Raw genomic sequence first — 21569 nt, 5'->3', positions numbered from 1 at the left:
CGCGGTTGGTCAGGCCACCGCCACCTGCTGCACCAGGCGCTCGATCACGGCATCGGCGCCGATGCCGGCGGCATGCGCCTCGTACGACAGGATCAGCCGGTGCCGGAACACATCGCCGACCACGGCCTGCACGTCCTCGGGCGTGACGAAGTCGCGCCCGTGCAGCCACGCATGCGCGCGGGCCACCTTGTCCAGCCCGATCGAGCCGCGCGGGCTTACGCCCACCTGGATCCACTTGTCGAGGTCGTCGTCCACGGGCTTGGGCGCGCGCGTGGCCTGCACCAGCGCGACGATATAGCGCTCCACCGCCTCGCTGACATGGATGCCGTGGATCTCCGCGCGCGCGGTGAAGATGGCCTCGGGCGCGAGCCGCACCGCGGCGCTTGCGCCCCCGGCCGCGCCGCCCGCCTCTTCCGCGCGCGCCAGCCTGACGATGTCGGCCTCGGCCTGCGCCGCCGGATAGCCCACGCTGACATGCATCAGGAAGCGGTCCATCTGCGCCTCGGGCAGCGGATAGGTGCCCTCCTGCTCGATCGGATTCTGCGTGGCCATCACCAGGAACAGCGGCTCGAGCTTGTGCGTGGTGCCGCCGACGGTGACCTGGCGCTCTTCCATCGCCTCCAGCAGCGCCGCCTGGACCTTGGCCGGCGAGCGGTTGACTTCATCGGCCAGCACCAGGTTGGCGAACACCGGGCCGGCCTGGAAGCGGAACTCGCCCTTGCCCCCTTCGGTGAAATAAATCTCCGACCCGGTGATATCCGCCGGCAGCAGGTCCGGCGTGAACTGGATCCGCGACAGCCGCGCATCGAGGTTGCGCGCCAGCATCTTGATGGCGCGGGTCTTGGCCAGCCCCGGCAGGCCTTCGACCAGCAGGTGGCCGTCGGCGAGCAGGCCCAGCAGCAGGCGTTCGATCATGCGCTGCTGGCCCACGATCGATTCGCCCATGCGCTGCTGCAGGGCCAGGACGTCGTCGCGTGTGCTCATGGGGCGTTCCTTGGGGTGTTCTGTGATGCAGCCGGAGCGCGGCGGCCCTGGCCGCCGACGAACCACGCATAGTAGGGATTGTCGGGATCGGCGCGCATGGCCTGCGTGATATGGCTGGCCCACGCCTCGCGGTCGCCGCGGTAGGCGTCGAGACCGGCGTGGTAGAACGTGTGCAGGATCTCGCGCTCGTGGCGCAGTTCGCGCCAGAAGGCATCGTCGGCGCCCGCCAGCGGCGGCTCGCTCTGCAGCGACAGCAGCCTGGACAACGATTCCGGGAAGGCGTCGGGGCGGACCCAGCCGGCGTACTCGATGCGCGGGCGGTCGTCGGTCACGGGTGGGGCGTCGGCCGCATACCAGTCCAGCCCCGCCCGGTCGGTGACCCAGGTGGCCAGCAGCGCCGCGGCCGAGCGCACGCCGACCGCCTGCAGGGCCGCGGCGACCCCGGGCTGCGCAAAGCGCGCGCGGATCTGCGCTACATCCAGCGGTAATGGCGACATCGAACCGACCAGCAGCATCTCGTGCAGCTCGGTGGTCCACAGCGTGGCGTGCGGGAACACGTCGAGGAAGCTGCGCACCAGCATGCGCGTATCGGCGTCGTTCTGCGTCGGCAGCGGCAGCCACTGCGCGACCAGCCCCCCGGGTTGCAGCCGCGCCGCGGCCAGGCGGTAGAAATCGGTCGAATAGAGGTTGGCCACGCCGACGGCAGACGGCGGCGGCGGCTCCAGCGTGATCAGGTCGTAGTGCTGCGGGCTCTGCAGCAGCTCGCGCCGGCCGTCGCGCAGGCGGATCTCCACGCGCGGGTCGGTGGCCACGCCGAAATTCCCCTTGAAGCTGGGCACCGCGCGTGCGACCGGCGGCAGCAACTCCGCCACCACGCGCTGCTCCAGCCCTGGCCACGCCAGCGTCGCGCCGGCCGTGATGCCGGTGCCCAGGCCGATCACCAGCGCAGACTTCGGCGTGCCGTTGTGCACGATCAACGGCAGCAGCGCCTGCAGCCGCATATAGCGCTGCGAGGTCATGGCATCGCCGGAATTGGACACGCCCTGAATGTAGAGGCGCCGGAAGCGGTTGGTGGCGGAGGCCTGCTCCACCACCGCCACGGTGGCGCCGCGCCCTTCCTCGTAGAACACCAGTTCGCCGCCGCGCGCCCGCGCCAGCAGCGTGGCGAGGCGGTCCGGCGGCGCCAGCGCAGCGGCGATCACCGCCAGCACACCCAACATCGGCACCGCCCAGCGCGCCGCGGGCCGCACCCCACTGCCCAGCGCCACCGCCACCACGCCGACCACCGCCGCCGCGACCGCCAGCAGCGACAGCGTACGCACCAGCCCCAGGTGAGGCACCAGCACGAAGCCGGCCAGCGCCGTGCCGGCGATGCCGCCCAGCGTGTTGAGCGCGATCACGCTGCCCACGCCCGCGCCGATGCGCCGGCTGTCGACACTGACGCGCAGCACGAACGGGAACGCCGCACCGAGCAGCAGCGTCGGTACGAACACCACCGTCAGCGCCGCCAGCGCAAATCTCGCGCACGCCGCCAGCAACGGGCTCGCGGTCAGCGCCTGCACCCACGCCGACAGGCTGCCCTGTGCGCGCAGCAGCCATTCGCCCAGCAGCACGAATTCCAGCAACGCCACCAGCCCGGCCGCCGCCACCAGCAAACCGAAGGCACCCCACGGATCGCGCACGCGGTCGGCATGGCGCGCGGCGAGCGCGCTGCCGATGGCCAGCCCCGCCAGGTAGGTGGCCAGCACCACGGTGAAGGCGAAGGTGCGGGTGCTGAGAAACTGGACGATCGCCTGCGACCACACCACCTCATAGCCCAGCGCGATGCCGCCGGCGGCGGCATACAGCAGCAGCGCGAGCCGGCCGTTGGCGACATCGCCGGTGGCAGCGGCATCTTGCGCTGCATGAGCGCCGGCGGGAGCGGACGGGTTCGTTGCCCGCCGCGCCAGCAGCCACGCTGCCAGCGCCGCAACGCCGTTGAGCGCGCCCGCCGCCATGGCGCTGCCGAGGATGCCAAGCCCGGGCACCAGCACAAAGCCCGCCAGCAGCGTGCCGGCGATCGCGCCGGCGGTGTTGGCGGCATAGAGCCGCCCGCCGTGGGTGCCAACGCGGCCCGGGCGCGAGCCCAGCACGCGCATCAGCACCGGCAGCGTGCCGCCCATCGCGGCCGCCGGCAGGATCACCAGCACGAACGGCAACGCCCACGCCAGCAGGCCCACCCGGTCCTCCATCCAGGCAAACGGCGCGGCGGCGCGGGCCAGTGCCAGCGTCGCGCCGATGCCCAGTAGCAGCACCGCGATCTCGAGCCGGGCATACAGCCGCAGCGGATCACCATGGCGGTCGGCACTGCGGCCGAAGGCCCAGCCGCCCAGTGCCAGGCCACCGAAAAACGCGCTCACGGCGGTAGTGACAGCGTGGACTTCGACGCCCACCACCAGCGCAAGTTGCCGGATCCACAGCACCTGAAAAACCAGCCCCGCGGTGCCCGAGGCAAAAAGCAGCAGGGCAGGCACCAGCACGGCGTCCTGCCACGCCAGCTTGTCCTGCCCTGCCTGCGCGGCGGCCCGGGCGCCCTGCCCGTTGGTGGCCGTCGCATGCCGCACCTTATCCTTGCCGGAGCCTGCGCCGGCGCGCGCTTCTACCATGGTGCGATCCCTCTGGAATGGGCCAGCCGGCCCCTGCATCGGAGGCCGGCTGGCCGGTTACGCCGGAGGTTACTTGCCGCCGGCCGCGCCCCTGTCGATCGACGACATCACCGCTTCGGTCATCTGGTCGATGGTGAAGCTCGCCGGCCGCTGGCTGGGTGGGTAGTCCTTGAACGACTGGAGGAACGGTGCCACGCGCGAGGACGCATAACTGATCATGTAGGCGTTCTTCGCGGTCCAGTCATAGTACTGGTCGGAAACCGTATCGGCCCGCTCATAGGGGTCCATGCGCAGGTTGAATGCCTTGGGCACGCGCAGGCAGGTGAACGGGTTGGCCCAGACCTGGAAGCCGCCCGGCTGGCGCTGCTCGCAGAACACGAACTTCCAGTCGTTGTGGCGCATCGCCACCAGTTGCCCGTCATCGTTGAAGTAGAAGAAGTCCTGGCGCGGCCCGGTATTGGTCTGCCCGGTCAGGTATGGCAGGAAGTTATAGCCATCGAGATGTACCTTGAAGGTTTTCCCGCCGATGCTGGTGCCCTTGAGCAGCCGCTCCTTGATATCGCCATCCCCGGCCGCGGCCAGCAGCGTGGGGAACCAGTCGAGCCCGGAAATCATCGTAGTGGACACCGTGTTGGGCTTGATGCGGCCCGGCCACCGGATAATCGCCGGCACCCGGAACGCGCCTTCCCAGTTGGTATCCTTCTCGCTGCGGAACGGCGTGGTCGCGGCATCCGGCCAGCTGAACTGGTTCGGTCCGTTGTCCGTGCTGTAGATCACGATGGTGTTGTCGGCCACCTTCAGGTCGTCGAGCGCCTTGAGCAGCTTGCCGACGTGGCCGTCGTGCTCGATCATGCCGTCGGCATATTCATTGCCGGGCATGCCGCTCTGCCCCTTCATCGACTCGCGGACGTGGGTGAACACATGCATGCGCGTGGTATTCATCCACACGAAGAAAGGCTTGTCGGCCTTCACCTGCTTGTCCATGAACGCGACCGCCGCCGACGTGGTTTCATCGTCGATGGTTTCCATGCGCTTGCGGTTCAGCGGCCCGGTGTCTTCCACCTTGCCGTCGGCGAAAGAGCGGATCACACCCCGCGGCGCATTGGCCTTGACCCAGGCCTGGTCGTTCTTCGGGTAGTACGGGCGCTCGGGTTCCTCCTCCGCATTCAGGTGATAGAGGTTGCCGAAGAACTCGTCGAAGCCATGCGCGGTGGGGAGGTACTCGTTGCGGTCGCCCAGGTGGTTCTTGCCGAACTGGCCGGTGGCATATCCCAGCGGCTTCAGCGCTTGGGCAATGGTCACGTTCTGCGCCTGCAGCCCGACCGGCGCCCCCGGGATGCCGACCTTCAGCAGGCCCGTGCGCAACCCGACTTCACCGGTGATGAAGGTGGAGCGGCCGGCCGTGCAGCTGTTCTCGCCGTAGTAGTCGGTGAAAAGCATGCCCTCCTGGGCGATGCGGTCGATATTCGGCGTGCGGTAGCCCACCACGCCATGGCTGTAGGCGCTGATGTTGGTCTGGCCGATGTCATCGCCAAAGATCACCAGGATGTTCGGCTTCTTGCCGGACGCCGCCGGCGCCGCCAGCGCGGGCGCGGAGGCCGCGGCAACCGGAGCGCTGGTGGCCACCGGCGGATTTTCGCGCGCCGGTACCGGGGCGGCGGCGCCCGGCGCCGGGGTGGCGGCGGGCGCCTGGGCAGCCGGCTGCTGCGCCTTCGGCGGTGTTTCCTTCTTGTCGCAGCCTGTCGCCGCGATTACCGCGGCGGCCATGGCCAGCACCACCAGCCTGGAACGCCGTCCTCTGACTATGCCTTCTTCGATTCGGTGCATCTCCCGCCTCCGTTCATTGACCGCTACGGTCGGTTTACTGTGATACGCGCGCTCATGGCTTGCCGGCCGGATAGACCTGCTGCCAGTCCCGCTTCATGCTGACCACCGTCCAGCCCCTGGCGCGGGCTGCGTCCAGGGCCTTGTCGAGCTTGCCCACCCTGGACTGCCTGTCATAGGCAAACTCGCGCTCGGCATCGTCGTGATGCACCAGCACGGCCAGGCGCGGACCGTCGCCGCCGGTGGTGTACTCCAGCATCTGCAGGTCGCCGTCGGAGTTGCCCACGGCGAGGATGGGCCGGCGGCCGATATGGCGGTAGATGCCGACCGGCTTGCCCGGCCCGTCATCGATGAAATCCAGCTTGGGGTCGCGCACCAGCACCGGCTTGCCGTCGCGCACCTGGTAGCGCACCGCCTGCGAGGAGCCGATCACCTGTTCGGGCGGGATGCCATAGATGGCCTGGCTCCACGGCCGCATGAAGTCGATGGTGCCGCCCGAGACGATGTAGGTCTTGAAGCCGTTGGCGCGCAGGTAGGACAGCAGCTCGAGCTGCGGCTGGTACACCAGTTCGGTGTAAGGCCGGTTCAATTTGGGATGCCGGGACTTTGCCAGCCAGTCGCGGATGGTGCGGTCGTACTCGTCGACGGTCATGCCGCTGTTGGCCTGGGCGACCAGCGTGGCCAGCGCCTTCTCGTCGCGCATCAGACCCTGCAGGTCGTTGGCCATCAGCGCCTTGAAGGCCGGGTTGCTGCGCCACTCCGGATGCTGCGGCGCCGCGGCGCGGACCTGGTCGAGCAGGAAGAAGAACTGGAAGTACAGCGGCTGCTCGCTCCACAGCGTGCCGTCGTTGTCGAACACGGCCACGCGCTCTTCCGGCGGCACGAAGGCGGGCGAGCCGGGACGGGTCACGTCGGCGACGAATTTCAGCAGTGCCTGCCGGGCCGCGCCGTCGCGCCATGACGGCAGCGCCAACTGTGCCGTCTGCGCCGACTGCGCCGACTGCGCGGCCGCATCCTGCGCAGCGGGCGCAGTGGCGGAGGTCGAGCAACCGGCCAGCGCCAGGCCGGCCAGCGACAGCGCGGCGATGGCCTTGCGCGTGTAGCTGGCAAGGATTGCGGGAGGCGCTGCCATGGTCATGCTGCTCGCTCCTGTCGGGGGTTGTGCTGCGGCAAAGAAACGTGGTCCGCGCGGGTGTCAGTGCGCCGCGGGACCGGTGGGCCCGGCCATCGCAACCGGCGGCCGCCGCTGCATTTCCGCCCAGCGGCTTTCGTCCATCACCAGGCGGAAGCCGAGGTGCGACATGCTGTTGAAGGGATCGGTGCCGCGCCGTGCGCTGGGGCGGTAGCTCAGGCAGAAATCCTCGTTGCACAGGAACGAGCCGCCGCGCGTGACGCGCTTGGGCGCGTTGACCGGCACCCCCGGTTCGGACGGATCCCACGATGCCAGCGGGCCCACCGGGTTCTCGATCGGCTGGGCCTTGCCGGCCTCGCGCCGGAACTGGTCGGCGCGGTACCAGTCCGCGACCCACTGCCAGGCATTGCCGGTCATGTCGGCAAGGCCGTAGCCGTTGGGCGGGAAGGTGCCGACCGGGCTGGTGCCCAGCGCCCCGCCCGCCTTGGGGCTGACCACCGGAAACGGCTGATTCTGCTGGCCTTGCCAGACATTGGCCATCTGCCTGCCGTCTGGCGCAAACTGCTCGCCCCAGGCATAGGTCGCCTGCTCCAGTCCGCCGCGCGCGGCGAACTCCCATTCGGCCTCGGTCGGCAGCCGCTTGCCGACCCACCTGGCGTAGGCCTGCGCGTCTTCGTACGAGACCTGCACCACCGGGTGGTTGTCCTTGCCCTCGATCGAGCTGCCGGGGCCGTTCGGATGGCGCCAGTCGGCGCCAGGCACATAGCGCCACCAGCGCGAGTAGTCCTGCAGCGGCACCGGGCGCGACGTGCCGACGAAGACCATGCCGCCCGCGACCATGGCGCTGTCGGGCGGGCGCGGCGTGCCGGGCGGCAGTTGCACGCGCAGGGTTTCCCAGTCGGGCGCGCGCTCGGCGGTGGTGACATAGCCGGTGGCTTCGACGAACTTGCGGAAATCCCCGTTGGTGACGTGGTGCTGGTCCATCCAGAACGCATGCACGCGCACCTTGTGCGCCGGTTTCTCATTGGGCTGCGCCATCTTGCTGTCGCTGCCCATCAGGAATTCGCCGCCCGGCACGCGCACCATGCCGGCCGGGCCGTTCTTGCCATCGCCGATGACAATCGCGGGCGCGGCCGGGGTCCGTCCCTTCAGATACCAGTAGCTGCCGCCAAGGCCGGCCGCGAGCCCCACGCCGAGCAGGCCCGCCAGCAGCCACGCCCGCCTGCCGCCGTGCCGTCGGGCCGCCGGGGCCGCGGGGCCTGCACCGGAATTGCCGCTGTCACGTGGTCCGCTCATTCCCATTGTCTCTGTATGCAAAACACTGCACCGATCAGTGAAAACTATGATCTCAGATGGGTTCGGCAATCAGAAGTCAGCGTTTTAGGCTTTCTGCGGACAGTGAATTAAGTTTTTTCTGATTTACGCCGCCTCAGCGCCACGCACTGCCCACCTGGATATAGAACGCGTTCTGGCCCTTGCTGTGCGCCACATCCACGCCGATCGACACCCCCAGCTTGCGCGCGATCATGTAGCGAAAGCCCGCGCCGACGCTGTAGATGTTGGCGGCATCGGCAAAATCGTGCCAGCGCCCATAGGCCTTGCCGACACCGGTGAAGCCCAGCAGCGACCAGCGCGGCGTCACGTCCCAGCGCAATTCCATTTCCGCCGCGAGCGCGTTGCGGTCCTGGTAGCGCCCCTTCTGCACGCCGCGCAGGTCTACGTACGGCTGCGCGTAGAACGGCACGTCGCCGCTGGAAAAGCGTGTATCGGCGCGCAGGCCCAGGATCACGGTGCGCGCCAGCGGCAGCCAGGTAAAGCCGCGTGCGTTGTACATGTTGAACGACTGGGTACTGCCGAAGCCGCCGCGCGCGAACTGCGCCTCGAGTTCGGCATAGCTGCCGCGGCTGGGGTAGAAGATGTTGTCGCGCGAGTCGTAGTCGATCACCAGGCCGGCCTTGCCGATGCGCTGGGTCCGGTCGAAGCTGCCCAGCTCGCCGGCATCGCCAAATTTGAAGGTCGCGGTCGAATCGAAATACACATAGCGCGGGCCCACGTACCAGCGGGTGTCGGCGATGCGCACCAGCAGTTGCTGGACCAGGAACACCCCGCGCAGCTGATAGGCGAGCGGCTGGTTGCGCAAGCCGTAGTAGTCGAGGTTGGCATCGACCTTGGCCAGCGCGCCGAGATAGCGGTAACGGTCGCCGTCCCAGGTATGGAAATGCGCCACGCCCGCACCCCAGGTGCCGTTTTCGGTATAGGCGCCGCCAATGCCGGTGATATTGGGCGGCGCCGGGCCCTTGCCGCTGGCCCTGGCACTGGCGGCCGCGTCAGCCATCGACTGCGAGAAGAACAATAGCCCGAGGCCCGCGCCGTAACCCACCGCCGGCTCGGTGATGATGGTGGGCACGGGCAGCGCGCCGCTGTGGTTGAGCAGGAAATCGCTCATGTCTAGCGCGCCGTCTTCCTGGTCGAAGAACGACAGCGGCTTCTTGTCGCCAGCCGTGTCGGCCTGCGCCCATGCGCCGCCGCACCAGCACATGGCCAGTGCGAACATCAGAGCGGCAAGGGGTCTCGTCACGGCGCGAGGAATCATCGGCATGCGTCGGGCCTTTGCGTCGCCGCTCGCGCTAAAGCGGAAACTGGATATTCAGCCCCATGAACACCTGGAACTTGGGTACGCCGCTGCCATCATGCTTGAGCGTCCATTGGGGTTCGGCGAACAGGTTGTAGGTGTCCTTGCCGATCTTCCAGATCTTGCCGGCGCCAACGCCGACCGGGATGTAATAGCTGCCGCGCCTGAGATCGAAATTCCAGGTCGCGCTGCTGCGCAGGTACCAGCCCTGCGGCAGGTTGTAGATCACGAACGGCTGCGCGGTCAGGTTGTCTTGCGTGGGGCGGTCGCCCGCACCGGCAAAGGAATGCTGCCAGGTCACCAGGCCGCCGAGCAGGCCCCATTGCTGCGGCGAGATGCCCACCGCCGCCAGGCCGGCCTGCCACTTGCCGGTGCCGGTCTGGTCGCGGGACGCGGTGGGAATGGTGAGCTGTGGCCCGATGCCCCATTCCATGCCCAGCCCTTTCACCAGCACCAGGTTGAACAGGTTCAGGTCGCCCAGCCCGGTCTTGCTGCCATCGGGCGCAACGCCGGGCGTGGTGACCACCGGCAGGGTGAAGCGGACGATCTGCGGCAGCCCGAACAGCTTGTGCGGCACCGTGCCGCGCAGCAGCACGCTATTGCCGTCCTCGTCGCCCAGCCCGTAATAGCGCCCCACGTACTGGTCCTGCAGGTTCAGGGTAATGGTCGGGCTCAGCGGATTGTTCGACGCATTCATGTCGTCGGTCGACGGGCCGGCAGCGAAGGCCAACACCGGCGCCACCGCCGCCACGCACCCTGCAACACGCCTGGACTTCTGCATGAATATATTGACTCCCGGACGCCACGCTGAATGAGACCGCTGCCATCGCCGTTGAAATATGGCGAGAGCATCATGGCAGAGCGGCTTTGGCCTTGTGAAGTAAATATTTGCGATGCCGTAATGAAAGTTTTTGCGTGCTTTTTTTGCGTGTTTTCGCGCCAACAGTGACGCGGGGGTTTGCTGCTAGTATGCAATGTCGAAAAACCGGCGAGGGCGCCGACCGCGTGCCCTGCCCGGTCTGTCCTACCTGTTGATGCCCATGCCAAAAAACCTCGCACAACGGCTTGCCGTGACTGCCCCGCTGCTGCTGGCCTGCGCCGGCGCCCATGCCACCGAAGGCGCGCTCGGGCGTCCCGTCACCGGCACCAGCGTGGTCCCCAATGCGGGGGTGGTGTCGCCCGAGCCGGCGCTGATCGTCAACGTCGGCGAGATCTACCTCGACGGCTCGATCGGCGGCAGCCGCACCGTGCCGATCGCGGGCAAGGCCTCGGCCGGCATCGACGGCAAGATCGCCTTCACCCTGGCGACCGTGATGAAGGTGTGGGACACCGGCACCGGCGCCTGGAACTTTGCCTCCAGCTTTACGCTGCCTTATGTGTGGACCCGGGTCACGGCCAATCTTGCGGTCGGTGGCCGGGGCGCCAGCACACAGGACACTGCCTCGAACCTGTTCGACATCGCCTTTGCGCCGGTCATTGCGGGCTACCATTTTTCGAAGACCGAACACGTGGCCCTGAGCCTGAACGTATGGGCGCCGACCGGCAAGTATGACCCCAACGCCCTCGCCAATCCCAGCCTGAACAACTGGACCTTCATTCCGCAGGTGGCCTACACCCGGCTGTTTCCCGAACACGGGCTCGAGTTCGACGCCGTCGCGGGCCTCCAGTTCTACACCCGCAACCACGCCACCGATTACCAGAATGCGCCGCTGTTCACGCTCGACACCATGCTGCTCAAGCGCTTTGCCAACGGCGCCGGCGTGGGACTGATCGCCGGCACCACGCAGCAGCTCGGCGACGACAGCGGCCCGCTGGCGGACCGCCTGAACGGCTTCCGCGGGCACGACTGGGCGGTGGGCCCGATCGTGACCTACGACACCAAGGTCGGCGCCAAAAGCCTGCTGTCGCTGGGGCTGCGTTGGGTGCCATCGGTGGAAAGCAAGAATCGGCTGAAGAGCACGAACACGTTCATGGGCACGGCGACGCTGGTGTTTTGAAGGCAGGGAACGATGCAGCCACGGGGCGTTCGCACGGCTCCTGAACGGAGCAGCCGCATCAATTTGAGATGCCCGCACGCCAGCGTCCGCCTTGATCAAGCGCAAGCTCCAATTCCTTTCCAGCCTGCAAACTGGCGCCCATGACGACTTTGCCCTCCTCTTCGCCCGTTGCCGCCGAAGCACCCAAGTCCACCTCCGCCGTCCCCGCCGCGCCAAGGCGCCGCCGGGCGCTGGTGCCGCGCGGCCGCTTCGCCTTTGTCACCGGCCTGCTCAGCTGGACCCTGCTGATCGCCAGCACGCTGTTCTGGTGCACGCTGCTGTTTCCGCTGGCGCTGCTGAAGCTGGCGCTGCCGTTCACCGCGGTCAGGCGGCGCATCGACCCGCTGCTCAATGGCATCGCCACCGCCTGGATTTCCGGCAACACCGGCTGGTTCGCGTGGATCCAGCGCGAGCCCTGGGACATCCGGGGCAACGAAGGGCTGCGCTATGCCGACTGGTACCTGGTGAACTGCAACCACCAGTCGTGGGCCGATATCTTCGTGCTGCAGCGGGCGCTGAACCGGCGCATCCCGCTGCTGAAGTTCTTCCTGAAGCAGCAGCTGATTTACGTGCCGGTGATCGGCCTGGCCTGGTGGGCGCTGGATTTCCCGTTCATGAAGCGCCACGGCAAGGCCGAGCTGCGGCGCAATCCGGCATTGCGGCGGCAGGACCAGGAAACCGCCCGGCGCGCCTGCGCCAAGTTCTCGCTGGTGCCGACCAGCGTGATGGTGTTTGCCGAAGGCACGCGCTTTACCGCGGCCAAGCACGCGGCGCAGGATTCGCCGTACCGCCACCTGCTCAAGCCCAAGGCCGGCGGGCTGGCCGTGGCGCTGAACGCGATGGGCAGCAAGTTCCGGTCGCTGATCGATGTCACCATCGTCTACCCCGACGGTGCGCCGGGCTTCTGGGACCTGGCCTGCGGGCGCGCGGGCCCGGTGCTGGTGCGCATGCGCCAGCTGCCGGTGCCGCCGTCGTTCTGCGAAGCCGACTACGGCAGCGACAAGGCCTTCCGCACTGAATTCCACCACTGGCTGGCCCGCCAGTGGGAGGCCAAGGATGCGGAGATCGGGTCGCTGACGCCGCCGCGCGAGGGCTGAGCCGCCGCTAGCCGGGCAGCCGCTCGATGGCGCGCTTGCCCTGGGCCACCGCCGCCGTCAGCGAAGGGCTGCCGGCGTTGTCGCTGTTGGCGATGCTGATGTTGCCGGCGCCGGCCAGCCCGGGCCACGCGGCGTCGGCTGGCACGTTCTCGCCGGCGAGGCTGTCGGGCATGTAGCTGTAGCCGTGCGCCCAGCGGTTGACGGTGATGCCGCGGATGACTTCCTTCGAAGCAAAGCCCTGGTGCCCCAGCATGCGGTCGAGCTGCGTGCGGATGTCGCGCTCCATGGCATCGAACGGCGTGCCCAGCAGCAAGGCGCGGCCAGCGCGGAAGCGGTCGCGCGCGGGCATGCCGCTGTCGGGCACGGTCGGTACATGCAGCATGTGCAGCACGGCCGGGTCCGAGGGCTCCCTGCCCGCGGGCGGCTCCAGCCAGAGATCGGTGTAGGTCATGGCCGGCGCATGGATGCGGCGCGTGCGCAGCGCGGCAAACGCCTGCCAGTGGTCCAGCGCCACCTTGGTGTAGACCAGCGGCGCCTTGGCCTCGTTGTGGAGCACCGCCTTCTGCTGCGGCGGCAACGACGGCAGCAGGTACGGGATCATCATGTTGTAGCCGGCCAGCACCACGTGGCGCGCCTCGACCCGATGCAGGTTGCCGCTGAAGCCATAGGTGACGCGCGTGATCGGGCCGTCGGGCTCGACTGCGATCGCGGTGCTGTTCAGCCGCAGCCGCACCGGCTGCCCGTCGCGGTCGAGGCGGCCATAGTCGAACGCGGCCGACACCACCTGTGCCGGCGTGGCCATGCGCGCCGCGTCCGGGATCAGGCTCTGCACCAGCAGCCGCGCCAGCGAGGCGTTGCCATCGGCAAACCACAGCCGCGAACCCGGCGACTTGCCCAGCCGCGCATTGCCGGCCGGCGCCGGCATGTTGGCGCCGGCTGGCAAGCCGATGGCGATGGCGTCGGCCACGGAGATGCCGTCGGCATCGAGCGCATAGGCGTCGAGGCTGCGGCTGCGTAGGAAGCGCTGGCCGGCCAGGCCGATGCCGGCCTTGTCGCGCAGGAACGTAGCGTAGCGCATCGCGCGCAGCGCGGTGGTGCGCTCGGTGCCGGACAGCGCCGGCAGGTAGTCCGTGGTGCCGGCGGCCAGCCGCGCCAGCGCGGCGCGGTCCGACGCGGGCAACGGCGCGCTGTCGAGGAAGCGCGACAACGCCTGCGCGTCGGCGCCGCCCATGCGCGCGCCGCTGCGCGCGTCGATCCATTCGCCGAACGGGTCGCCCGCGACCCACTGGTCGCGGCCGAAGTGCTCGGCATCGAAAAACACGGCCCGGCCCATGCCGAGCGCGGCATACGGGTCCGCGGCCACGGCGGCGGGCGGATGCGCGGCATCGAGCCCGAGCCCCGCCAGCAGCTCGCGCACCGCGGCGTCGCCGGCAGCGCCTGCCGGCATGTCCGCGCTGCCGCCATAGGTCACCAGCCGCTTGCCGCGCACCGTGAACTCATTGCGCTTGGCGTGGCCGCCGAAATCGTCGTGGTTGTCCAGGATCAGGATGCGGCGCTTGTCGCCGAAGCGGCGGCGGTAGAACCACGCCGCCGCCAGGCCGCTGAGGCCGCCGCCGACCACCACCAGGTCGAAGGCTTCACGCGCCAGCACCGCAGGATATTTCGCGCCTTCGCGCGCCAGGCTGTGGGCCAGCGTGTAGGTGCCCGGATGGTTGCCGCGCAGGCCGGTCAGCGCCGGCGGGTAAGCGGGAGACGGCGCGCCCGCGCGAGGCTGGGCGTGCAGCCATTGCGCCGGCGCCAGTCCCGCGGCGATGCTCAGCGCGGTGCCATTGAGAAAGTCTCGTCGGGTGATGGTCATCGGCGGCTCATCGTTCGGCGTTGGCCCGGCGCTGCGCGGCAAGTGCCTGGCGCCGCGCGGCCACGTCGGCCTCGGGTACCGGCGCGGCGCGGTTGCCCCAGCTGCCGCGGATAAAGGTCAGCACGTTGGCCAGTTCCTGGTCGTCCAGGGTCCAGCCATAGCCAGGCATGTGGTAGTCAGACGGCGCGGTGCTCACGCGGGCGGTCACGGCGCCGTCCAGCAGCAGGTTGACCAGCGACGCCGGGTCCGGATCGGCCACGGTCGGGTTGCCTGCCAGCGGCGGGAATACCCTGGCGAAACCTTTGCCATCGGCGCCATGGCACGGCATGCAGAAGACCGCGTACTGGCGCGCGCCGGGCAGGTCGAAGCGGCCCTGCCGCAGCTGCTGCGCGGTGGCGGGATCGGGCCGGAACGGCTTGTCTTCGCCGCGCGCGCCCGGCAGGGACTTGAGATAGGCAGCGACCGCGTCGAGGTCGGCGGGGCTCATGTACTGGGTGGCGGTGGAAACAACCGTGGACATCGGGCCGAACGAGGTCGCGTGCGCATTGCGCCCGGTGCGCAGGAACTCGGCGATGTCCGCGCGCGACCAGGCGCCCAGCCCGGTGACCTGGTCGCCGGTCAGGTTGGTGGCGGACCAGCCCTCGACGCTGGCGCCGGACAGGAAATGGCGGCTGCGCTCGTCCAGGCCCTTCTCGGCGAACAGCGTGCCGCGCGGCGTATGGCAGGCGCCGCAGTGCGCCACCGCCTGCACCAGGTACGCGCCGCGGTTCCAGGCCGCGTCGCGCGCCGGGTCGTTGCGCACCGGATCGTCATCGAGAAACAGGACATTCCACACCGCGAGCAGGCCGCGCATGCCGAACGGCCAGCGCATCTGCGGCGCGGGATTGCGCTGCGCGACCGGCGCCACCTCGGCGCGCAGGTAGGCGTACAGGGCCGCCACGTCGTCGCTGCGCAGGCGCGCGTACGAGGAGTACGGCATCGCCGGATACAGGCGCTTGCCGTCGCGCGCCACGCCGTGGCGCACGGCGCGGTCGAACTCGGCCAGCGTGTAGGCGCCGATGCCGCTGGCGGCATCGGGCGTGATATTGGTCGAATAGAGCGTGCCGACCGCGGTGCGGATCGGGAGCCCGCCGGCGAATGGCTTGCCGCCTTCGCTGGTGTGGCAGGCCGCGCAGTTGGCGATGCGTGCCAGGTAGCGGCCACGCTCGACCTGCTGCATGTCGCCGGCGGCCTGGGCCAGGCCCGCGGGCAGCAGCGCCGCCAGCGCCAGGCCGGCCAGTTTGCGCAACGCGCGGGAAACAGCAAGGCGAGGCCCGTGGGAAAGAACGCGCATGGAGGCAGTCTGGTCAGGCGGCGGACACGGCCCAGTTGGCGGCCAGCACCAGGCAGGCCACCAGTCCGGCGGCGACAGCCACGCCGGTCACGATCAGCGGCACCGGCCGCAGGTTGTCCAGGTCGCGCTGGTGCTCGCTGCCCTGGCGCAGGCCGAAGAAGCCCCACAGCACGGTCCGCAACAGCCTCAACGGGTTCATGGCATCTCCTCGCACAACGGCAACGGATATCGGGACGAGAGGCCGATTATGGCCCGTCGCTGCCAGCCATACCAGCATCAGATAACTGGAAAAATTACGTATCAGTTGGTGGCGCCCGGGCGATAATCCCCTGACCGCCGCCGCCCTGCCCCCATCATGAAAAGGTACGAAGCCCTGGCCGAAACCCTGGCCGCCGATATCCGCAACGGCAGCCTGCCACCCGGCACGCGCCTGCCGTCGATCCGCAAGACCGTGGCCCAGTACGGCGTCAGCCCGTCGACCGCGTTCCAGGCCTACTACCGGCTGGAAGAGCGCGGGCTGGTGCGGGCGCGCGAGCGCTCCGGCTACTACGTGGCGGGACCGGCGCGGCGCGAGCTGCCGCAGCCGCAGGCGCGCCCGTCGCGGCAAGTGTCGACGCAGGTGGACATCTCCAAGCTGGTATTCGCCGTGCTCGAAGGCGCGCGCGACCGTGAGCTGGTGCAGTTCGGCTCGGCCTTCCCGTCGCCCGAGCTGTTCCCGTGGGAGCGGCTGGGCAAGTCGCTGGCGCGCGCCGGCCGCGCGCTCGACCCGTGGTACTCGGTCAACGACCTGCCGCCCGGCAATGCCGCGCTGCGCCGCCAGATCGCGCTGCGCTACCTGGGCGCGGGCGCGCCGCAGCCGGCCGAAGACCTGGTGGTCACCAACGGCGCGCTCGAGGCGCTGAACCTGTGCCTGATGGCGGTGACGCAGCCTGGCGACGTGGTCGCGATCGAGTCGCCCGGCTTCTATGCCTCGCTGCAGGCGCTGGAGCGGCTGCGGCTCAAGGCCGTCGAGATCCCGGTCGACCCCGCCGAAGGCATTGACCTGGGCGCGCTCGATACCGCGCTGTCGCGCCATCCAGTCAAGGCGTGCTGGTTCATGACGCAGTTCCAGAACCCGCTTGGCGCCAGCATGTCGGAGGACAAGAAGAAGGCGCTGGTGGCCCTGCTCGCGCGCCACCAGGTGCCGCTGATCGAGGACGACGTCTATGGCGAGCTCTACTTCGGCAACCGCTGCCCGCTGCCCGCCAAGGCCTTCGATACCCACGGGCTGGTGATGCATTGCAGCTCGTTCTCCAAGACCCTGGCACCGGGCTTTCGCATCGGCTGGGTCGCGCCGGGGCGCTTTGGCGAGGCAATCCAGCGGCTCAAGCTGATGACCACGCTGTCGGCCGGCGTGCCGACGCAGGTGGCGCTGGCCGAATACCTGCAGCACGGCGGCTACGACAAGCACCTGCGCAAGCTGCGCCATGTGCTGGAGATGCAGCAGGGGCGGATGATCGACGCCATCGGCCAGCATTTCCCGGAAGAGGTGCGGGTGTCGCGGCCGGAGGGCGGGTATTTCCTGTGGGTCGAGTTTGCCGCGGACTTCGATGCCCTCGCCTTGCACCATGCCGCGCTGGAAGCCGGCATCGGCATCGCGCCGGGACCGATCTTCTCGGCGCGGCAGGGGTATCGCAACTGCATCCGGCTCAACTACGGGCATCTGTGGAACGAAGACGCCGAGACCGCGGTGGCCACGCTCGGTCGCCTGATCGCGCAGCAGCAAGCGGGCTAGCGCGCGTCGCGATGGCGGCGCAGGGCCCACTCCAGCGCCTCGAACGCGGCCTGCACCGCCAGCGCCAGCACCGCCGCCGGGATCGCGCCGGCGAGCAGCAGCGTGGTGTCGTTCAGCGCCAGCCCGGTGGCGATGCGCTCGCCGAAACCGCCGGCGCCGACGAAGGCGGCGATGGTGGCGGTGCCCACGCTGATGATGGCCGCGGTCTTGACGCCGGCCAGCAGCACCGGCAGGGCCAGCGGCAGTTCCACGTAGCGCAGCACCTGCGCGCCGCGCAGGCCCAGCGCCCGCGCCGCGTCGCGCATGCCCTGCGGCACCTGCTCCAGCCCTGTGGCGGTATTGCGCACGATCGGCAGCAGCGCATAGAGAAACAGCGCCACCATGGCCGGCCAGACGCCGATGCGCCCCAGCAGCGGGATCAGCATCGCCAGCAGGGCCAGCGACGGCACCGTCTGCAGCACGCTGACCGCGCCCAGCACCAGCTGGCCGGTGCGGCGCCGCCGCGCCGCCAGCATTCCCAGCGGCACGCCCACCAGCGTCGCGGCGCCGACCGCGCCCGCCACCAGCCCGACGTGACGCCGCGCCAGCCGCGGCGTATCGGGTCCGAGCAGCGCGGCCAGCAGCCGGTTGCGCGCACCGGCAGGCGCGGGCGCTGACCGTCGCGCGCCGGTTCCGTCCAGAAAGGCGCGCGCGATCGCGGCGAACGGCTGGCCATCGATCTCCGCCGCCGCATTCATGGCGATCATGTCGCCGGCGCTGACGCGGCCGGCCAGGCGCTGCAATGCCTGCCAGGCCTGCGGGAAGCGCTGCGGCACGTCGAGCCGGTAGACCACCACGGCGTCATAGCGCGGAAAGTAATGCCGGTCGTCTTCCAGCACGCGCAGCCGGTATTTGCGGATCTTGGCGTCGGTGGAATAGATGTCGATGGCGTCGACCTGCCCGGCCGCCAGCGCCTCGTAGGCAACGCCGTGATCCAGCCCGAGCGGGCGCTGCGGCAGGCCATAGCGGCTGGACAGCCCGGGCCAGCCATCGGCGCGGCCGAGGAACTCATGCGACAGCCCGAGCCGCAGCCGCGGCTGTGCCGCCAGATCGCTCAACCGCCGCAACGACCCTGCGCGGGCGTCGGACACGGCCAGCGCATAGGTGTTCTCGAAGCCGAGCGCAATCGACGCCCCCAGCCCCATCGGCGCCAGCGCCCGCCGGATCTCGTCCAGCCCGGCCCCGGGCGGCAGCCTGAGGATCTCGGCGGCCAGCGTGCCGGTGTAGTCCGGGTAGAGATCGATGCTGCCGGCCTTCAGCGCCGCGAACACGATCGCCGTATTGCCCAGGCCGGGCTGGTGCTGCGCGGTGCCGGGCGGTCCCGCGGCCTGGCTCAGCAGCTCGCCAAGGATGTAGGACTCGGTAAAGCGCTTGGAACCGACGCGCAGCGGGTCCGCCGCGCGGGCCGGCAGGCTCGCGCCAAGTGCGGCCGCCAGCACCCATGCCATGGCGAGGCCCAGCCCATGCCGCAGCCCGGGCCGCGCCCTCCCGCCTGCCTGACTTCCACGAATCCCGGCCAACACGTCCGTCCCGATGTGGCGCCGGTGTGCGCCCGGCATCGCTACATCATAGGCCGCTCATGAACTTATCCCGAAATAGTATTTGCAAATTGCATGCTGAAGGCATCAGAATCCAGTTTAGACATACAACCCGTCCGCGCACTTGCGATCACCCTGCGCTCCATGGAAGTCCGGCAACTGGAAGCCTTCGCCGCAGTCGTCACCACCGGCAGCGTCACCGCCGCCGGGCGGCTGCTCGGCCGCTCGCAGCCGGCCATCACGCGGCTGATCCAGGAACTCGAGGCCGAGCTCGGCTTCGCCCTGTTCACCCGCAGCGGGCCGCGGGTCAGCCCGACCGAGCAAGGCTTCCTGCTTTACGACGAGGTCGAGCAGACGCTGGCGGGCATGCAACGGATCCGCACGCGCGCCGCGGCGCTGGCGCGCGGCGATGGCCGGCCGCTGCGCATTGCCGCCACGCCGGCGCTGGCAGCGGGCCTGCTGCCGCCGGCACTGGCGCTGGCGTTCGCCCGCGGGCTGTGCGCGCCGGAGCGCGTGGCGGTGCAGAGCCAGTCGCCGGAGCAGGTGGTGCACGCGGTGCTGACCGGCGCCGCCGACATCGGCCTGAACAGCCTGCCGCTGGAGCACCGGGGCGTGACCGTGCACTGGATCGGCCAGTCCGCCTGCGTGGCGGCGCTGCGTGCCGACGACCCGCTGGCGGCACAGCCGGCGCTCTCCCTGCACGACTGCCGCGGCCGCCGCCTCATCACCATGCACAACCCCTACCGGCTGCGCCGCCGCGTCGACCGGGCGCTGGCCGGCGCCGGCGTGCCGGCGGCGGGGGTGATCGACACCAATACCTCGATCAGCGCCCTGACCCTGGTGCGCGCCGGGCTGGGCATCGCCCTGCTGGAGCCTGTGACCGCGCGCGGGCTGCCCCTGACCGATATTGCCGTGCGTCCCATCGACGCCGATATCCCGTTTTTTTTCGGGGTGATGACGCCACAGGCGCGCCCGGCCAGCACGGCTGTGCTGGGGCTGGTGCAGGCGGTGGCCGACGCGGCTGCCGGCCTGCTGCCCGACCTGGTGCGGCGCGAGCCGGCCGAGCACGGCGCGCTGCTGCAATCGCTCTATGGCGACGCAGGCAACGCTGTCGATGCTGTCGACGCCGGCGATGCCGCGGACCACCCGACCGACGATTCCGGACTGACTAGCCATGACTGACGCCACCGTTGCAACCGCGCCCCCGCCTGCGGGACTCGCCGCCCTCGAAGCCCGGCTGCGCCAGGACCTGGCCTGGCTGGAGCTGCCCGCCAAGGCCTGGACCATGCCGCGCAGCGTCGACGGGCAGGAGGTGCTCGACGTCGCCGTGATCGGCGGCGGCATGGCCGGCCTGGCGGCAAGCGCCACGCTGACCCACCTGGGCGTGCGCGTGCGCGCCTTCGACCGCGCCCCGGCAGGCTATGAAGGCCCCTGGGCCACCACCGCGCGCATGGAAACGCTGCGCTCGCCCAAGCAGCTGACCGGGCCCGCGCTGGGCCTGCCGGCGCTGACCTTCCGCGCCTGGTTCGAGGCGCAGTTCGGCGAGGCCGCCTGGCAGGCGCTGGACAAGATTCCGCGGCTGCAATGGATGGACTACCTGCGCTGGTACCGCCAGGTGCTGGCGCTGGATATCCGCAACGAACACCAGGTCGAGCGGATCGTGCCGCGTGCCGACGGGCTGGTGGCGCTGTCGATGCAGACTCCCGCCGGCCCGCACACGGTGCTGGCGCGCCGCGTGGTGCTGGCCACCGGCCGCGACGGCCTCGGCGGTGCCTTTGTCCCGCCGGTGGCGGCCGCGCTGCCGCGCCACCTGTGGGCGCATTCGTCGGATGAAATGGACTACGCCGCGCTGCGCGGCAAGCGCGTGGGCGTGGTCGGGGCCGGCGCCTCGGCCATGGACAGCGCCGCGACCGCGCTCGAAGCCGGCGCCCACAGCGTCGAGATGCTGATCCGCCGCGCCGACATTCCGCGCGTCAACAAGAGCAAGGGCGCCGGCAACCCCGGCCTGACCTTCGGCCACTACGGCCTGCCCGACGCGTGGAAATGGCGCCTGCGCCATTACATCAACAGCCAGCAGGTGCCGCCGCCACGCGGCAGCACGCTGCGCGTGTCGCGGCATGCCAACGCGTACTTCAACCTGGGCGCCGCGCTGGAATCGATCGAGGCGCGGGGAGACGGGCTGCGGGTGCGAACCCCGCTGGGCGAGTTCGAACTGGACTTCCTGATCTTCTCCACGGGTTTCCGCATCGCGCTGGAAACGCGGCCGGAATTTGCCGCGTTCGCCCCGCATATCCGCTTCTGGCGCGACCGCCATGCGCCGCCCGCGGGCCAGGAAGACCGCGAGCTGTCCGATTCGCCCGATCTCGGCGAAGCGTTCGAATTCCAGGAGAAGACACCCGGCGCCTGCCCCGGCCTGACCCGCATCCACTGCTTCTGCTATCCGGCGGCGCTGTCGCACGGCACCGTCTCCGGCGACATCCCGGCGATCAGCGACGGCGCGCGCCGGCTTGGCCAGGGCATTGCCGCGCGGCTGTACCAGGAAGACATCGAGCTGCACTACGCCGCGCTGCAGGCTTATGCCGAGCCCGAAGTCTTCGGCGACGAATGGGTGCCGGCGCCGCCGCCGGCGCTGCGCACCGCCAAGGCCTGACCCCCAATACGACTCCACCACGCAAGA

The 21569-nt window shown here is 69.8% G+C and carries 16 protein-coding genes; 5 read left to right on the top strand and 11 right to left on the bottom strand.

Translation table 11 applies throughout. The annotated features are described in order from the left end of the window. Window positions 1-9 precede the first annotated feature (9 nt). The 7 genes from RALTA_RS07325 to RALTA_RS07295 form a co-directional block, all read right to left on the bottom strand. Window positions 10-984, bottom strand: coding sequence for an AAA family ATPase (locus RALTA_RS07325; RefSeq protein WP_012352799.1), 975 nt, complete (start codon window positions 982-984; stop codon window positions 10-12). Beyond that, complete coding sequence (locus RALTA_RS07320) at window positions 981-3629, bottom strand: fused MFS/spermidine synthase (protein WP_041232130.1); 2649 nt, start codon at window positions 3627-3629, stop codon at window positions 981-983. Before RALTA_RS07320 ends, RALTA_RS07325 begins: the two co-directional genes overlap by 4 nt. A gap of 69 nt (window positions 3630-3698) precedes the next feature. Further along, entirely contained in the window at window positions 3699-5456 is a 1758-nt protein-coding gene (locus RALTA_RS07315; RefSeq protein ID WP_012352797.1) for an arylsulfatase, read from the bottom strand. 52 nt (window positions 5457-5508) lie between these two features. Beyond that, window positions 5509-6591: an HAD family hydrolase gene (locus tag RALTA_RS07310; protein WP_012352796.1), complete on the bottom strand. Its 1083-nt coding sequence runs from the start codon at window positions 6589-6591 to the stop codon at window positions 5509-5511. 57 nt (window positions 6592-6648) lie between these two features. Continuing rightward, window positions 6649-7881, bottom strand: coding sequence for a formylglycine-generating enzyme family protein (locus RALTA_RS07305; RefSeq protein ID WP_012352795.1), 1233 nt, complete (start codon window positions 7879-7881; stop codon window positions 6649-6651). 133 nt (window positions 7882-8014) lie between these two features. Next, entirely contained in the window at window positions 8015-9124 is a 1110-nt protein-coding gene (locus RALTA_RS07300) for a BamA/TamA family outer membrane protein (protein WP_240989986.1), read from the bottom strand. Window positions 9125-9212: 88 nt separating this feature from the next. Beyond that, on the bottom strand, window positions 9213-9998 hold the full coding sequence (locus RALTA_RS07295; RefSeq protein ID WP_012352793.1) for a hypothetical protein: 786 nt from the start codon (window positions 9996-9998) through the stop codon (window positions 9213-9215). Between the two features lie 259 nt (window positions 9999-10257). On the opposite strand from RALTA_RS07295, the gene RALTA_RS07290 reads away from it, so the two are divergent. Beyond that, window positions 10258-11214, top strand: a complete 957-nt coding sequence (locus RALTA_RS07290; protein WP_012352792.1) for a SphA family protein — start codon at window positions 10258-10260, stop codon at window positions 11212-11214. Window positions 11215-11354: 140 nt separating this feature from the next. Then, window positions 11355-12350, top strand: a complete 996-nt coding sequence (locus RALTA_RS07285; protein WP_012352791.1) for an acyltransferase — start codon at window positions 11355-11357, stop codon at window positions 12348-12350. Window positions 12351-12357: 7 nt separating this feature from the next. Here RALTA_RS07285 and RALTA_RS07280 read toward each other — a convergent pair whose 3' ends face one another. Genes RALTA_RS07280 through RALTA_RS07270 form a run of 3 tightly spaced genes read right to left on the bottom strand, consistent with a single transcriptional unit; the run spans window position 12358 to window position 15740 of the window. Further along, on the bottom strand, window positions 12358-14208 hold the full coding sequence (locus RALTA_RS07280; protein ID WP_012352790.1) for an NAD(P)/FAD-dependent oxidoreductase: 1851 nt from the start codon (window positions 14206-14208) through the stop codon (window positions 12358-12360). 7 nt (window positions 14209-14215) lie between these two features. Next, entirely contained in the window at window positions 14216-15541 is a 1326-nt protein-coding gene (locus tag RALTA_RS07275) for a cytochrome c (RefSeq protein ID WP_012352789.1), read from the bottom strand. 13 nt (window positions 15542-15554) lie between these two features. Further along, window positions 15555-15740, bottom strand: coding sequence for a DUF2970 domain-containing protein (locus RALTA_RS07270; RefSeq protein WP_012352788.1), 186 nt, complete (start codon window positions 15738-15740; stop codon window positions 15555-15557). Between the two features lie 156 nt (window positions 15741-15896). Between RALTA_RS07270 and RALTA_RS07265 the strand changes: the two genes are divergently transcribed. Next, window positions 15897-17315 carry an aminotransferase-like domain-containing protein gene (locus RALTA_RS07265; protein WP_012352787.1) on the top strand — a complete coding sequence of 473 codons (1419 nt, stop codon included), beginning with the start codon at window positions 15897-15899 and terminating at the stop codon, window positions 17313-17315. On the opposite strand, the gene RALTA_RS07260 is transcribed toward RALTA_RS07265, so the two are convergent. After that, window positions 17312-18802 carry a glycine betaine ABC transporter substrate-binding protein gene (locus RALTA_RS07260; RefSeq protein ID WP_050976442.1) on the bottom strand — a complete coding sequence of 497 codons (1491 nt, stop codon included), beginning with the start codon at window positions 18800-18802 and terminating at the stop codon, window positions 17312-17314. The two genes, RALTA_RS07265 and RALTA_RS07260, sit on opposite strands and share 4 nt — an antisense overlap. A gap of 234 nt (window positions 18803-19036) precedes the next feature. On the opposite strand from RALTA_RS07260, the gene RALTA_RS07255 reads away from it, so the two are divergent. Then, window positions 19037-20074: a LysR family transcriptional regulator gene (locus RALTA_RS07255; RefSeq protein WP_012352785.1), complete on the top strand. Its 1038-nt coding sequence runs from the start codon at window positions 19037-19039 to the stop codon at window positions 20072-20074. Further along, window positions 20067-21542, top strand: coding sequence for an FAD-dependent oxidoreductase (locus tag RALTA_RS07250; protein ID WP_012352784.1), 1476 nt, complete (start codon window positions 20067-20069; stop codon window positions 21540-21542). Before RALTA_RS07255 ends, RALTA_RS07250 begins: the two co-directional genes overlap by 8 nt. Window positions 21543-21569: the final 27 nt, after the last annotated feature.

The organism is Cupriavidus taiwanensis LMG 19424, from assembly GCF_000069785.1.
GTDB lineage: Bacteria > Pseudomonadota > Gammaproteobacteria > Burkholderiales > Burkholderiaceae > Cupriavidus > Cupriavidus taiwanensis.
The sequence above is the reverse complement of the archived record's forward strand: the minus strand, read 5'-3'. Positions and strand labels throughout refer to the sequence as shown.

Excerpts from the sequence above, each read along its gene's own strand:
- RALTA_RS07325 (WP_012352799.1), bottom strand. The coding sequence starts at position 984 with ATGAGCACACGCGACGACGTCCTGGCCCTGCAGCAGCGCATGGGCGAA.
- RALTA_RS07320 (WP_041232130.1), bottom strand. The coding sequence starts at position 3,629 with ATGGTAGAAGCGCGCGCCGGCGCAGGCTCCGGCAAGGATAAGGTGCGG.
- RALTA_RS07315 (WP_012352797.1), bottom strand. The coding sequence starts at position 5,456 with ATGCACCGAATCGAAGAAGGCATAGTCAGAGGACGGCGTTCCAGGCTG.
- RALTA_RS07310 (WP_012352796.1), bottom strand. The coding sequence starts at position 6,591 with ATGACCATGGCAGCGCCTCCCGCAATCCTTGCCAGCTACACGCGCAAG.
- RALTA_RS07305 (WP_012352795.1), bottom strand. The coding sequence starts at position 7,881 with ATGAGCGGACCACGTGACAGCGGCAATTCCGGTGCAGGCCCCGCGGCC.
- RALTA_RS07300 (WP_240989986.1), bottom strand. The coding sequence starts at position 9,124 with ATGTGCTGGTGCGGCGGCGCATGGGCGCAGGCCGACACGGCTGGCGAC.
- RALTA_RS07295 (WP_012352793.1), bottom strand. The coding sequence starts at position 9,998 with ATGCAGAAGTCCAGGCGTGTTGCAGGGTGCGTGGCGGCGGTGGCGCCG.
- RALTA_RS07290 (WP_012352792.1), top strand. The coding sequence starts at position 10,258 with ATGCCAAAAAACCTCGCACAACGGCTTGCCGTGACTGCCCCGCTGCTG.
- RALTA_RS07285 (WP_012352791.1), top strand. The coding sequence starts at position 11,355 with ATGACGACTTTGCCCTCCTCTTCGCCCGTTGCCGCCGAAGCACCCAAG.
- RALTA_RS07280 (WP_012352790.1), bottom strand. The coding sequence starts at position 14,208 with ATGACCATCACCCGACGAGACTTTCTCAATGGCACCGCGCTGAGCATC.
- RALTA_RS07275 (WP_012352789.1), bottom strand. The coding sequence starts at position 15,541 with ATGCGCGTTCTTTCCCACGGGCCTCGCCTTGCTGTTTCCCGCGCGTTG.
- RALTA_RS07270 (WP_012352788.1), bottom strand. The coding sequence starts at position 15,740 with ATGAACCCGTTGAGGCTGTTGCGGACCGTGCTGTGGGGCTTCTTCGGC.
- RALTA_RS07265 (WP_012352787.1), top strand. The coding sequence starts at position 15,897 with ATGAAAAGGTACGAAGCCCTGGCCGAAACCCTGGCCGCCGATATCCGC.
- RALTA_RS07260 (WP_050976442.1), bottom strand. The coding sequence starts at position 18,802 with ATGGCATGGGTGCTGGCGGCCGCACTTGGCGCGAGCCTGCCGGCCCGC.
- RALTA_RS07255 (WP_012352785.1), top strand. The coding sequence starts at position 19,037 with ATGGAAGTCCGGCAACTGGAAGCCTTCGCCGCAGTCGTCACCACCGGC.
- RALTA_RS07250 (WP_012352784.1), top strand. The coding sequence starts at position 20,067 with ATGACTGACGCCACCGTTGCAACCGCGCCCCCGCCTGCGGGACTCGCC.